Below are 12,174 nucleotides of genomic sequence, written 5' to 3' on the forward strand. Positions count from 1 at the left end.
GGCATAGGGCAAAAAACCACCCTCACGCCTTGCACCGGTCATGTCTTCGCCTCACTCTCCCGTAAAGCGAGAGGAACACGAATTCGAGGGGCAATTGGCGGATGGAGCATGCGATCTATCTCGTGACGCTGGTCGGCGCCGCACTCGTCGTCGCCGCCGCGTTTTCGAGCCTGATCGCCTTCCGCTTCGGCGCGCCCCTCTTGCTGCTGTTTCTCTGCATTGGCCTGGCCACGGGAACCGACGGCCTCGGCATCCAGTTCGACAATGCGCGGCTGGCTTATTTTGCCGGCTCACTGGCGCTGGCGGTGATCCTGTTCGATTCCGGTTTCGGCACGCCGCTCAACGCCTTGCGCCAGGCGGCCGGACCGGCGCTGTCGCTGGCGACCATCGGCGTCCTTTTGACCACTGGCCTGTTCGGCGCCGTCGCGCATTATCTGCTCGATCTCAGCTGGCTGGAATCCTTCCTGCTCGGGGCCGCTGTCGCCTCGACCGACGCCGCAGCGGTGTTCTTCCTGTTGCGCGCCGGCGAGATCAATTTGCGCGAACGCGTGCGTTCCACGCTCGAGGTGGAATCCGGCACCAATGACCCGATCGCCATCTTCCTGACCATCAGCCTGGTCGAGATCATCGCCGCCAACGCCAGCCCCGAGGCCAGGCTGCTGGTTACCGACCTCGTCCTCGGCTTCCTTTTCAACATGGGGCTTGGCGCCGTCGTCGGCATTTTCGGCGGCCTCGCCATCGTGCGGCTTGTCGACCGGCTCAATCTCGACCACGGGCTGCTGCCGATCTTCGTGCTGACGCTGTCGCTGATGGTGTTCGCCGCCGCCGGCGCCATTGGCGGCTCCGGCTTTCTGGCGGTCTATCTCGCCGGCCTCATTGCCGGCAATTCCGACATCCGCGCCGTCACCATCCTCAAGCGCTTCCAGGACGGCATGTCGTGGCTGGCGCAGATCATCATGTTCCTGATCCTCGGCCTGTTCGCGACGCCCTCGCAATTTCCGGCGATCCTGCTGCCGGCGGTGCTGCTGGGCCTGTTCCTGATATTCGTGGCGCGGCCGATCGCCGTCTGGCTTTGCCTGATGCCGTTTCGTCTGCCGCGCCCGGAAGTCGCCTTCGTCTCATGGGTGGGTCTGCGTGGCGCCGTGTCGATCCTGCTCGCCATTACGCCACTGCTTGGCGGTCTTGAGAATGGCCGCCTCATCTTCAACACCGCCTTCATCGTGGTGTTGGTATCGCTGGTCATCCAGGGATGGACCGTCGGACCGCTGGCGCGCCGGCTCGGCCTGATCGTGCCCGCCCGGCTGGGTCCGCTTGACAAGGTCGAGCTCGAATTGCCTGGCTCCGCCCATCACGAACTGCTCGCCTACCGCGTGGCACCGGGCAGCCCGGTGGCGCGCGGCGAGCGCATTCCGCGCTGGGCGCGGCCGTCGCTGGTGCTGCGCGACGGCCGCTCGATGCGCTTCCAGGACATGGGCAGGCTCGCCGCCGGCGACCATGTCTACATCTTCGTGCCGGATCGCTATCCGGCCCTGCTCGACAAGCTGTTCGCCAGCCGCGCCGTGGTCGACCCCGAGGATGCCGACTTCTTCGGTGCCTTCGCCGTCGATCCGGCACGCTCCGCCGCAGAACTTGAAGCCGCTTACGCGCCGGGCCTGACCGAGGAGGAACGCAAGCTGACCGTCGGCGACCTGGTGACGGCGCGGCTCGGCGGCCATGCCGAATATGCCGACCGCGTGCTGATTGGTCCGATCGAGCTGATCGTCCGCGATGTCGACGACAAGGGCAGGATCACCGGTCTCGGTCTTTCCCTCGAGCCGACCGCGCCGGTGGCGCGGGTGCCGGTGTTCCTGAGTGCCGGCGAAATCGCGGACCGCATCGTTGGCTTTGTGCGCAATTGGCGCAAGCGGACCAAAAAGCCGGGTGCCGAGGCGCCGGACGACGCGGAACCGGCTCCACAGCCAGTGATGGAAAAAACAACCGGCGAGGGCTGACTGCTTGCGACCGAGGCGTGGATCATATTTTCCGTGAACGCCGATGCAGGTCTTGCATCGTCGTTGATGCGGGGTAAGGTCCCGGCGATTTTTCGCGAAAGGGAACAGCATGGCCGGCTTTAAGACACTGGACGACATCGGCAATATCGACGGCAAGCGCGTGCTGGTGCGCGTCGACCTCAACGTTCCCGTCGCCGACGGCAAGGTCACCGACGCCACCCGCATCGAGCGCATCGCGCCGACCATCGCCGAGCTTTCAGGCAAGGGCGCCAAGGTCATCCTGCTTGCCCATTTCGGCCGGCCCAAGGATGGACCTTCGCCCGAATTCTCGCTTGAGCCGATCGCCAGGGCGGCCGCGGAGGTGCTTGGCCGCCCTGTCGGCTTCGCGGCCGATTGCATCGGCGACAAGGCCGCGAGCGCCGTCGCCGCCATGAACAACGGCGACGTGCTGCTGCTCGAAAACACCCGCTTCTACAAGGCCGAGGAGAAGAACGACCCGGCCTTCACCGAAAAGCTCGCGGCCAATGGCGACATCTTCGTCAACGACGCCTTTTCCGCCGCCCACCGCGCCCATTCGTCGACGGAAGGGCTTGCGCAGCTGCTGCCGGCCTTCGCCGGCCGTACCATGCAAGCCGAACTCGACGCGCTGGAAAAGGGCCTCGGCAATCCCGTCCGCCCTGTCGTCGCCATCGTCGGCGGCGCCAAGGTCTCGAGCAAGATCGACCTCCTGATGAATCTGGTGAAGAAAGTCGACGCGCTGGTCATCGGCGGCGGCATGGCCAACACCTTCCTCGCCGCGCGCGGCACCGCCGTCGGAAAATCGCTGTGCGAGCATGATCTCGCCAACACCGCCAAGCAGATCATGATCGAGGCGGCCGAAGCCGGCTGCGCCGTCATCCTGCCGGTCGACGGTGTCGTCGCCAGGGAATTCAAGGCGGGCGCCGCCAGCGAAACCGTCGCCATATCGGAGGTGCCGGCCGACGCCATGATCCTCGATGTCGGCGAAAAGACCGTGAAGACCGTTGCCGACTGGATCGACCGCGCCGCGACGCTGGTCTGGAACGGCCCGCTCGGCGCCTTCGAGATCGAGCCGTTCGACCGGGCGACGGTGGCGGCGGCCAGGCACGCCGCGGCCCGCACCAAGGCCGGCAAATTGATCTCGGTGGCAGGTGGCGGCGACACGGTGGCCGCCCTCAATCATGCCGGCGTCGCCGACGACTTCACCTATGTCTCGACCGCCGGCGGCGCCTTCCTGGAATGGATGGAGGGCAAGCCGTTGCCCGGTGTCGACGTGCTGAAGCGCTGAGGCCCTGGGCAACAGGCGAACAGGGGCGTTTGCGCGTTTCAATCGATTCGAGCTTTCCGCTTGGAATGGTTCGACTTGAACCTGCTTTGCTCTAGTGGTCTGCTAGCCCGGATTTTCACACTGTTTGGAACAACCGGTTCAGGAGGATGCACAATGAGCGAACGACTCGAGGACATTGCCGCTGCGATGGTGGCCGAAGGCAAGGGTCTTTTGGCCGCCGACGAGAGTTCCGGCACCATCAAGAAGCGCTTCGACGTCATCGGCGTCGAATCGACCGCCGACAGCCGCCGCGACTATCGCGAGATGATGTTCCGCGCCAGGGAGGCGATGACCAGATACATCTCCGGCGTCATCCTCTATGACGAGACCATTCGCCAGAAAGCCGCCGATGGCACGCCGCTGGTCGACATCATCAAGGCGACCGGCGCCATTCCAGGCATCAAGGTCGATGCCGGCGCCAAGCCTCTGGCGGGGTACCCCGGCGACACCATCACCGAAGGCCTCGACGGTCTGCGCGAGCGGCTTGCCGACTATTACAAGCTCGGCGCCCGTTTCGCCAAATGGCGTGCAGTGATCGACATCGACGTCGCCAGGGGCGTGCCTTCCGCCACGTCGATCGGCTCGAACGCCCATGCGCTCGCCCGCTATGCGGCGCTCTGTCAGGAGGCCGGCATCGTGCCGATCGTCGAGCCGGAGGTGCTGATGGACGGCGCCCACGACATCGGCACCTGCTACGAGATCAGCAAGGCAACGCTGACGAAACTCTACACCGAGCTCTACGCCGCCCGCGTCGTCCTTGAAGGCACCATTCTGAAGCCGAACATGGTTCTCGCCGGCAAGAAGTCCGGCAGCACCAGCAGCCCCGAGGAGGTCGCCGAAAAGACCATAAAACTGTTCCGCGAGACGGTGCCGGCAGCGATTGGCGGCATCGCCTTTCTCTCCGGTGGGCAATCGGATGAGGAGGCGACTGCCAACCTCAACGCCATCAACGCCATCGGCCCGCATCCATGGAAGCTGACCTTCTCCTATGGCCGCGCCTTGCAGGCGGCGCCACAGAAGGCATGGAGCGGCAAGGCGGCCAACGTCGCCGCTGCTCAGGCCGCTTTCGCCCACCGCGCCCACATGAACCATCTGGCAGCGCTCGGCAAATGGCAGCCGGGATTGGAACAGGCCGCCTGACCGGTCTTTTTAACTTCGTCCGAACCCGGGCCATATGCCCGGGTTCCATCTGCTCCAATGCTCCAGAAAAACGAAGCCGGTGTCGGCTTGCGTTGAGCCCGAACGTCGCTTGCCCCCATTAACTGGCTTTTGATGCAGCGCTTTCTTGCCCTCCTCACCTGGCTCGCCTTTCCGGTCTATGTCTGGCAGGGGCTCGGCGTGCGCCGCCGCACCAGCCGCATGCTGCCGGCGCAAGGTCCGGTCATGCACGAGATTTCGGGCCAGGCGCCGGCGATCTCGCTGCTGATGCTTGGCGATTCTTCCGCCGCCTCGGTCGGCATCGGCAATTCCGAATACGGGCTGGCCGCGCAACTGGCCGAGCTGATCTCGAAACGCACCGGCCGCGCGGTGCGCTGGCGGGCAGCCGGCTTCAACTCAGCGACCTCAGGCCAGATCCGCGACCATGTGCTGCCCAATCTGTCGGCCGATCCCTGGACGCATATCGTGCTCGCCATCGGCACCAACGACACCAAGAACTTTCACTCGGTGCCACGCTTCAAGCGCGATTTTGGCGGCCTGCTCTACGCGCTGCGCGCCAAATGGCCGGAGGCGCGCGTGGTGTGGTCGCCGGTGCTGGAATTCACCCGCGCACCGGCAATGCCGCCGCTGCTCGGAAAGATCCTGGAAATCCGCGCCGCCGAGATGAACCGGATGGGCGAGCGCCTTTGCCTCGAACGCGGGGCTGTGCCGGCGCCGCGCCTGCCGATCACCAATGCCGAAGCCGGTTTTGCCTCCGACGGATTTCATGCCTCGGAAGCCGGCTACCGGGCCTGGGCGGAACATCTGGTCGATTTGGTGCTGGCCAACGAACCACGCCTCGCATAGCGGCCCGCCAGCGCTACGTCCCCAGCCCTACGTCCAATGACCCAGCGCCGCTGTTATCGAAATCGCCGCCATCGCCAATACCGCCAGCTTCCAGAAATCGCTGCGCCGCTTCAGCCCCGGCCAGCCGAGCGGCTTGATCAGCTGGATGACCATCATGGCAATGATAACGAGCGCGAGGAGTTTCGACATGCCGCTTTTGACTAGCGCATCGGCCCGCAAATCGAAATCGATTTTCGAAGAGCACGATGCGTAGAGTCATGCTGCTGGAGCATCCTATGCGCCTCCAAAGGACGCGCGCCCTCCAACATCACGGTCGGCTCTTAAAGTGCTCCTTTCGTTCGCTCACGGGAGCACTATGCCAGCGGCTTGAGACCGGCCTCGATCGCAGCCCGTTTCGGTTCGAGGAACGGTGGCAAGGCCAGCCTTTCGCCCAGCGTTTCCAGCGGCTCGTCGGCCGTAAATCCCGGGCCGTCGGTGGCAATCTCGAACAATATGCCGTTCGGCTCACGGAAGTAGAGCGAACGGAAGTAGTATCGCTCGACCTCACCGCTTGACGGCAGGCGGAATTCGGCCAGCCGCGCCGTCCATTGATGCAAAATCTCCTGGTCCGGCGCCCTGAATGCCACGTGGTGGACCGCACCGGCGCCCTGCCGTGCCGGCGCAAGGCCCGGCTGCACAGCGACATGAATCTCCGCCGCCGGGCCGCCTTCTCCCATCTCGAAGACGTGAACCTGGCCCTGACCATCCGGCGAGGCATAGTTTCTCGCCTTGCGCATGTTCATCACCCTGGTCAGCAGGGTTTCAGTGTTGGTGATGTCGGGAACGCTGATGACGACAGGCCCGAGCCCGCGTATCTGGTGCTCGATGGGGATCGGGCTTTGAGCCCAGGGATGACTGTCGCCCTTGCCGCCATCGCTGACGAGACGCAGGCGCTGGCCTTCCGGGTCTTCGAAGTCCAGCGATGGGTAGCCGCCGATATCGCCGATCTCTCCCGTCGCGCCGATCTCTTCCGTCGCGAGGGTCTCGCCGGGCAGGTGCTGCTTCCACCAGACAAGGCTTTCAGGGCTGGCGACCCTCAGGCTGGTCCGCACGATGCTGTTGGTGCCGCGTCGCTCGCGTCCGACCGGCCAATCGAAGAAGGTAAGATCGGTGCCAGGCGTCGCCTCGGCGTCGGCATAAAAAAGGTGATAGGCTGACGTGTCGTCCTGATTGACCGTCTTCTTGACCAGTCGCAGGCCCAGGGTCCTGGTGTAGAAACGAAGGTTTCCGGGTGCATTGGCCGTGATTGCGGTCAGATGGTGAATTCCTGTCAGTTGCAGGCTCATTGTCATCTCCCTGATCTCTGGAAAATTTTTCTCCTTAGATATCAGAACCCCGGCCCTGTCGCTGCTGCGGATTCCGACGGTCCGTCGTTGGCAGATGAAAGACTTGATCCCGACGACGAGAACGCCTGCTTTTCCCGGACAGACGGACGGGAATCGGCAAAACCTGGCACGCTCACCAAAGACCGCTCAGCCTCCTGACAGACTGCTGTCAGGAGGGGTGTGCGATAGTGTCTTCATCGAAAGAGAGGAGACCAGCCATGAACGGTTTTACCATTCTCCGCAGCGTGCAGCACTATGTCGGCAAGATCCGGACGATGCGCAACGAGATCCGCACCCGGCGCTTCATGAACGGGTTGCCGCAGAGCATCCGCAAGGACATCGGTTGGCCGGATAATTATGATTGCCGCCACCGCCGCGGCCATTGAGGCGATTTTTTCGCAGCAGCGGTTGCATGCGGACGCCACACGCCCAGATAAACAGGTCCGGCGGACCGAAAGACGGAGCAGCAAATGTCCGAACAGAAAACTATCGGCGTTCTTTTCATCGATCGATTCGCCGACTGGGAATACGGGCTGCTCGCGGCTTCGGCGGTCGAATGGTTCGGCGCACGCGCGGTTTCGCTGGCGCCGAACGGCAAACCGGTAACTTCGGCCAGCGGATTTATGCTGACGCCGGACCGCTCCACCGCGGTTGATGAAAACACCGATCTTGACGCCGTCGCGGTCATCGGCTCCGACCAGTGGGGCGATGCTCCGCCCGACGTCTCCGCACTGCTGACAGCCGTCGCAGCGCGCGGCGGTGTGGTCGGCGGCATCTGCGCGGGCACGCTGGCACTAGCGCGTGCCGGCCTGTTCGGCAACGCCAAACACACCAGCAATGGTCGTGACTGGATCAACGAAAAGGAACCGGGCTATCCGGGCGCCCAGAACTATCAGGACGTGCCCTATGCCGTCGCCGACGGTCGCATCGTGTCCGCTCCGGGTTCGGCTCCCGGCACCTTCGCTCTTGCCTATTTGAAGACGCTCTATCCCCAGAGAAGCAGCGATCTCGCTGAGATGCGCACGCTGTTCGCCAAGGAGTATGCAGAAGGGGAATATGGTGAAGCCTCCTGACAGTATGGTGTCAGGAGCGGCGTGCAATACTTCGAAAGTACCAGGAGACAGACATGGCCTTCATCCCTGCAAAAGCTTCGGGCTCTTCGTCTAGGTGACGCATGGTAAAGAGCTGGAACGACAGGCTGAACACGCCGGGCATCAACGGTATCAAGCCGACGCCGCGGACTGTTGGCGACGTCGTCGAGGGCCAGCCGATGCTGGTGCCGACGGCTCGGCAGGTCGATGATTTCATTCGCTCCATTCCAGAGGGCGTGGCCATGGATATCCGCGCGTTGCGCGCCGCGCTCGCCATTGAGCATGGCGCCGAAGTGACATGTCCGGTCACCATCGGCTATCATCTGCGCACTATCGCCGAGGCCGCGAACGAGGATCTGGAACGTGGCATGACGCTGAGCGACATCACACCGTTCTGGCGGGTGCTGGATGCAAAGGCGCCGACAACAGGGAAGTTGTCCTTCGGCGCGGCATTCGTCGCCGCGCAGCGCAAGCGCGAAGGGCTTGAGCCATAATGCATCGCCCGAAAGTTGGAACCGGTTTGGGGACAACGACAGGCTAAAAACAACATCGAGGGACCGTACGATGCGCCGCGCCGACAGGCTCTTTCAGATCGTGCAGCATCTGCGCGGTGGCCGTCTGGTCACCGCCCAGAAGCTGGGCACGTGGCTCGAGGTTTCCGAGCGAACCATCTACCGCGACATCGCCGACCTGCAGTCGACGGGCGTGCCGATCGACGGCGAGGCCGGCGTCGGCTACATGATGAGGGAGGGTTTCGACCTTCCGCCGCTGATGTTCACGCGTGACGAGATCGTCGCTCTGGTCGCCGGCGCCCGCATGGTGCGAGCATTTGGCGGCGCTGCCATGGCGCGGGCCGCCGACGAGGCGCTGGTCAAGATCGGCGCCGTGCTGCCCGATGCCGAAAAGGACCGCATCGCCCGCACCGAGATCCACACGCCGATGTGGGTGGTGAGCGACGCCGCCCGCGAAGCAATCGACCTGATCGAGCGCGCGGTGGAAAAACGCCAGGTGCTGACCATCGACTACTCCGACGAAGCAGGCCGCAGCACCGTGCGCGACATCAGGCCATTGGGCCTGTGGTTCTGGGGCAAGGTGTGGACGCTGGTCGCCTGGTGCGAGATGCGCGACGATTTTCGCGCTTTCCGCATCGACCGCATTGCTTCAGTGGTCATAGCCGGCCGCGTCTTCAAGCCGGAGCGCGGCAAGCAGCTCGCCGATTTTTACCGTGCGGTGGAACGCAGCGAGGACTACGGCATGGCGTCGGACCGGGCCGCGCGAACCTAGGCGCGGCGCCTCTTCCTTCTCCCCTTGTGGGAGAAGGTGGCCGCGAAGCGGCCGGATGAGGGCTGTTCCAGGGAACGCCGACGCCTCATTTCTTCCAACACCCCTCTTCCGTCTCAGCGCTGCGCGCCGATCCACCTTCTCCCACAAGGGGAGAAGGAAGAGGCGCCTCAGCCCTCCTCATCGTCCTTGTCCTCGTCCTTCGACTTCAGCGCCGAGAGCTTGGCGAAGACGGCGTTGGCGTCGAGTTCCGCATCCTCGTCCCTTGGCTTCTCCGGCGCCGGCACGAGGCGCTCGGTCAATGCCGCCGGCAGCAGCGTGTCGCCGGCCGGCTGTGCCTGTTCGCGGCCACGCGAGGCGCGGTTGACTTCCATGTCGAGGTCGATCTGCGAGGCGAGCCCCAGCGTCACCGGATCCATCGGCTGCAGGTTGGCTGAGTTCCAGTGCTTTCTGTCGCGGATCTGGTCGATCGTCGACTTGGTGGTGCCGACGAGGCGCGCGATCTGCGCGTCCTTCAACTCGGGATGGTTGCGCACCAGCCAGAGGATGGCGTTGGGCCGGTCCTGGCGCTTCGACAGCGGCGTGTAGCGCGGACCCTTGCGCTTGGATTCCGGCACCCGCACCTTAGGGTCTGACAGCTTCAGCCGATGGTTCGGATCCTTCTCGGCGCGTGCGATCTCGTCGCGGCTCAGCTGGCCGGTCATGATCGGGTCCATGCCCTTGATGCCTTGCGCCGATTCGCCGTCGGCGATCGCCTTGACCTCGAGCGGATGCAGTCCGCAGAACTGCGCGATCTGCTCGAAGGACAGCGCGGTGTTGTCGACCAGCCAGACGGCGGTCGCCTTGGGCATCAGCAGCGTATTGGCCATTGCAAATATCCTTCTCGTTCGCCCGCGTTCCCGCGCGGGCGGTGGTTTTAGAGCCACCAAAATGGGAAAATCGCGGTTTATATAGCCGCTCCGTTGCCGTTCCGCAACGTTTTTGGAAGGTGGTCGCGAGATGGCGGGAGATATCGAACCTGTCAAGGCAGCCTTGTCGGCTTCAGCATCGCGCCTTCGGTGAGCCGCTCAGCGGCCGCGGCCGCTAGCCCGGGCAACAAAACGTCCTTCTGTCGGCATTTGCCGACTGTTAGTGGGAACATGTTTCATCCACATTTCGCTTCGGTAGCGGCGACCTTCTTTGGGAGAGCAAGCCGCCGCCGATGTGGGCTGATCGATGTTGGAAACCGGGCACGCTGTCGCGGCGGGGTTGTTTCCGTTCGCCATTTCCTATGCGCTTCTGGCAATGCTGCCGGGCGCCAATTTTGCTGTCGTCGCGCAGGCCGGGCTAACCGCTTCGCGTACTACAGCGCTTTCGGCAGCCGCCGGCATTGCCTTGGGCGCGAGTTCGCTGGCGATGGTCGTCGCGACGGGCGCCGCCGCGCTGCCGCCGGGGGGCATTGCGCACCAGATAGCCGCCAGCCTTTACGGCGCAATGCTGGTCTTCATCGGCTGGAATTCGATGCGGCGGGCGCTGTCGATCACGATCGGCGCCGACGAGCCGAAGCCGCTTCCCATCGTTCGGTACTTCCGGCTGTCACGGCGGCGGCAAATCCGGCCACCGCATTGTTTTTTGCATCCTCTGCGCTGAGCTTGAATACGCGCGGGCCAATCCAGATATCCGTGGCAGCGCTGGTTTTTGCCATTGCAATCGCCTGGTTTGGCCTTGTCGGCCTGGCTATTTCCCAGCCAGCCATGCGCAAATTCTACAACCGTTTCCGCAAGCACATGGACATCGTGCTGGGAGGCGCCTTGATAGCGATTGGTTTTGCCGCGCTTAGCCATTGAAGCGACAAATAGACGGCCTTTCCACCGATTTAATGCATGTCGCGCAAAAGTGTGCAGCGGTTTTGCGATAACGACATGCATAAAAACAACAACCTTAAGCGCGTCGCATGAGGCCGGTCGAACGCGACGCGCTTTAGGCCGATCGTCATCTGCAATTGAGCGGTTCTGTGCTCTTGAGCAAGGCGACGAGTTGGCTTTGCTGGCTTGTCCCGGTCTTGGCGAAAATCCGTTCGAGATAGGTCCGGCCGGTCTTCACGGTGATCTTCAAGTCGGATGCCGCATCTTTCAAGGGTCGTCCCTGCGAAAGCGCGGCGGCCAGACGTGCCTCGGAGGGCGTCAGGTCGAACAAGCCCGCGAGGAGGGTTGGTGAAGGCACGACGGCACTGGCCCTTACTTCCGTTGCAGCAACCAGGATGTCCGCGCCGGTGAAAATGTCATGAGCGGCGCGGCGCAGCGGCAAAAGATGGATGACCACAGCCGGCCGGCTTTCGTTCGCGGCAACAGGAATGGATCGGACCGCGAAATCGTTGCGGTTCTCGCGAATGGCTTGCTGGAAAAGCGCATTGGCGGAGGCATTGGCGATCGCCATGCCGCCATAGGCGGTTGGCAGAAACATCTCGGTCATTTCTTCCAGCAGGCTGTTGGCCGTCAGCACGCGTCCCGATGCAGCCATGACCGCGGCCGGCAGCCCGATGGTCTCGAGTGCCGAGACGGTCGCCCTGGCCTGTTCCAACCCCAATCGCGCCGAGACCATGCCGGCCCGCGCGAAATGCGGGCGAAGCTGGTCCAGCCGATCGACCGACGCCCGATCGTAGGTGCCATCCTTCATCCACCGTTGAAAGACGAAAGTGACGAGTTCGCCGCTCGGCATCGCAACTGCCGAACAAACGTGCGCGCCGATACCGGCCGCTCTCAGTTTTACCCGCACAGGATCGTTTTCGACCTCTTCGTCTGTCAGGAAATCTTCGACCTGAACGAAGCTCGCCGGCTGCATGCTGCACATACGCTGGGTGGCGTCAGAGAATTTCCAGGCGTCGCTAGCGACAAATTCGTCAAACAAGGATCGGACGGCGTTGCCCGAAGAAACGTCACTCAATCTGCCGCGGACCGGAGAATCGGCGCTGAACAGGAAGATGGCGCCAGTGGCCGAACCAGAAATACTGCCGGCAGATTCGAGCGTCTCCCCCCAAAGCTCCGGCACGAAAGCCGCCTCGTAGATCTTGTCCGTCAGATCGTCGAACATAGGCCCAAGCCTGTTTCAGAGTCAGCACG

Annotated in this window: 14 protein-coding genes; 10 read left to right on the forward strand and 4 right to left on the reverse strand. The window is 63.5% G+C overall.

Features of this window, described 5'->3' with window-relative positions:
• The first annotated feature begins 101 nt into the window (after positions 1–101).
• The 4 genes from AC0L2V_RS22000 (at position 102) to AC0L2V_RS22015 (ending at position 5,340) form a co-directional block, all read left to right on the forward strand.
• Positions 102–1,991 carry a potassium/proton antiporter gene (locus tag AC0L2V_RS22000; RefSeq protein WP_473521177.1) on the forward strand — a complete coding sequence of 630 codons (1,890 nt, stop codon included), beginning with the start codon at positions 102–104 and terminating at the stop codon, positions 1,989–1,991.
• 109 nt (positions 1,992–2,100) lie between these two features.
• The gene (locus tag AC0L2V_RS22005; RefSeq protein ID WP_236368857.1) at positions 2,101–3,297 is read left to right on the forward strand and encodes a phosphoglycerate kinase; all 1,197 of its coding nucleotides are present in this window, start codon (positions 2,101–2,103) and stop codon (positions 3,295–3,297) included.
• A 153-nt stretch (positions 3,298–3,450) separates the two neighbouring features.
• A complete protein-coding gene (locus AC0L2V_RS22010) occupies positions 3,451–4,476 on the forward strand; it encodes a class I fructose-bisphosphate aldolase (protein WP_473521178.1) in 1,026 nt (341 codons plus the stop codon).
• A gap of 132 nt (positions 4,477–4,608) precedes the next feature.
• A complete protein-coding gene (locus tag AC0L2V_RS22015; RefSeq protein ID WP_473521179.1) occupies positions 4,609–5,340 on the forward strand; it encodes an SGNH/GDSL hydrolase family protein in 732 nt (243 codons plus the stop codon).
• Positions 5,341–5,367: 27 nt separating this feature from the next.
• Here the strand turns inward: AC0L2V_RS22015 and AC0L2V_RS22020 are convergent, their stop codons facing one another.
• Positions 5,368–5,529 (reverse strand): hypothetical protein, encoded by a 162-nt coding sequence (locus tag AC0L2V_RS22020; protein WP_077380491.1) that lies wholly within the window; start codon positions 5,527–5,529, stop codon positions 5,368–5,370.
• Positions 5,530–5,693: 164 nt separating this feature from the next.
• Positions 5,694–6,665, reverse strand: coding sequence for a ring-cleaving dioxygenase (locus AC0L2V_RS22025; RefSeq protein WP_473521180.1), 972 nt, complete (start codon positions 6,663–6,665; stop codon positions 5,694–5,696).
• Between the two features lie 257 nt (positions 6,666–6,922).
• Here AC0L2V_RS22025 and AC0L2V_RS22030 point away from each other — a divergent pair, with 257 nt between their 5' ends.
• From AC0L2V_RS22030 to AC0L2V_RS22045, 4 genes are all read left to right on the forward strand, one after another.
• A complete protein-coding gene (locus AC0L2V_RS22030) occupies positions 6,923–7,090 on the forward strand; it encodes a hypothetical protein (protein WP_023797061.1) in 168 nt (55 codons plus the stop codon).
• A gap of 84 nt (positions 7,091–7,174) precedes the next feature.
• On the forward strand, positions 7,175–7,777 hold the full coding sequence (locus AC0L2V_RS22035; protein WP_473521181.1) for a DJ-1/PfpI family protein: 603 nt from the start codon (positions 7,175–7,177) through the stop codon (positions 7,775–7,777).
• A gap of 101 nt (positions 7,778–7,878) precedes the next feature.
• Positions 7,879–8,289: a hypothetical protein gene (locus AC0L2V_RS22040; protein ID WP_473521182.1), complete on the forward strand. Its 411-nt coding sequence runs from the start codon at positions 7,879–7,881 to the stop codon at positions 8,287–8,289.
• Between the two features lie 70 nt (positions 8,290–8,359).
• Complete coding sequence (locus AC0L2V_RS22045) at positions 8,360–9,079, forward strand: helix-turn-helix transcriptional regulator (protein ID WP_473521183.1); 720 nt, start codon at positions 8,360–8,362, stop codon at positions 9,077–9,079.
• Positions 9,080–9,246: 167 nt separating this feature from the next.
• Here AC0L2V_RS22045 and AC0L2V_RS22050 read toward each other — a convergent pair whose 3' ends face one another.
• Positions 9,247–9,945, reverse strand: a complete 699-nt coding sequence (locus AC0L2V_RS22050; RefSeq protein WP_023797057.1) for a DUF1013 domain-containing protein — start codon at positions 9,943–9,945, stop codon at positions 9,247–9,249.
• Between the two features lie 346 nt (positions 9,946–10,291).
• Between AC0L2V_RS22050 and AC0L2V_RS22055 the strand changes: the two genes are divergently transcribed.
• Positions 10,292–10,705, forward strand: coding sequence for a LysE family transporter (locus AC0L2V_RS22055; RefSeq protein WP_473512214.1), 414 nt, complete (start codon positions 10,292–10,294; stop codon positions 10,703–10,705).
• 32 nt (positions 10,706–10,737) lie between these two features.
• Positions 10,738–10,902, forward strand: coding sequence for a hypothetical protein (locus tag AC0L2V_RS22060; RefSeq protein WP_473512215.1), 165 nt, complete (start codon positions 10,738–10,740; stop codon positions 10,900–10,902).
• Between the two features lie 145 nt (positions 10,903–11,047).
• Here the strand turns inward: AC0L2V_RS22060 and AC0L2V_RS22065 are convergent, their stop codons facing one another.
• Positions 11,048–12,145 (reverse strand): helix-turn-helix transcriptional regulator, encoded by a 1,098-nt coding sequence (locus AC0L2V_RS22065; RefSeq protein WP_473512216.1) that lies wholly within the window; start codon positions 12,143–12,145, stop codon positions 11,048–11,050.
• Positions 12,146–12,174 lie beyond the last annotated feature (29 nt).

Source organism: Mesorhizobium sp. WSM4814 (assembly GCF_055811595.1).

Bases quoted from the DNA above. Each gene is read 5' to 3' on its own strand.
- AC0L2V_RS22000 (WP_473521177.1), top strand. From the start codon at position 102: ATGGAGCATGCGATCTATCTCGTGACGCTGGTCGGCGCCGCACTCGTC.
- AC0L2V_RS22005 (WP_236368857.1), top strand. From the start codon at position 2,101: ATGGCCGGCTTTAAGACACTGGACGACATCGGCAATATCGACGGCAAG.
- AC0L2V_RS22010 (WP_473521178.1), top strand. From the start codon at position 3,451: ATGAGCGAACGACTCGAGGACATTGCCGCTGCGATGGTGGCCGAAGGC.
- AC0L2V_RS22015 (WP_473521179.1), top strand. From the start codon at position 4,609: ATGCAGCGCTTTCTTGCCCTCCTCACCTGGCTCGCCTTTCCGGTCTAT.
- AC0L2V_RS22020 (WP_077380491.1), bottom strand. From the start codon at position 5,529: ATGTCGAAACTCCTCGCGCTCGTTATCATTGCCATGATGGTCATCCAG.
- AC0L2V_RS22025 (WP_473521180.1), bottom strand. From the start codon at position 6,665: ATGAGCCTGCAACTGACAGGAATTCACCATCTGACCGCAATCACGGCC.
- AC0L2V_RS22030 (WP_023797061.1), top strand. From the start codon at position 6,923: ATGAACGGTTTTACCATTCTCCGCAGCGTGCAGCACTATGTCGGCAAG.
- AC0L2V_RS22035 (WP_473521181.1), top strand. From the start codon at position 7,175: ATGTCCGAACAGAAAACTATCGGCGTTCTTTTCATCGATCGATTCGCC.
- AC0L2V_RS22040 (WP_473521182.1), top strand. From the start codon at position 7,879: ATGGTAAAGAGCTGGAACGACAGGCTGAACACGCCGGGCATCAACGGT.
- AC0L2V_RS22045 (WP_473521183.1), top strand. From the start codon at position 8,360: ATGCGCCGCGCCGACAGGCTCTTTCAGATCGTGCAGCATCTGCGCGGT.
- AC0L2V_RS22050 (WP_023797057.1), bottom strand. From the start codon at position 9,945: ATGGCCAATACGCTGCTGATGCCCAAGGCGACCGCCGTCTGGCTGGTC.
- AC0L2V_RS22055 (WP_473512214.1), top strand. From the start codon at position 10,292: ATGTTGGAAACCGGGCACGCTGTCGCGGCGGGGTTGTTTCCGTTCGCC.
- AC0L2V_RS22065 (WP_473512216.1), bottom strand. From the start codon at position 12,145: ATGTTCGACGATCTGACGGACAAGATCTACGAGGCGGCTTTCGTGCCG.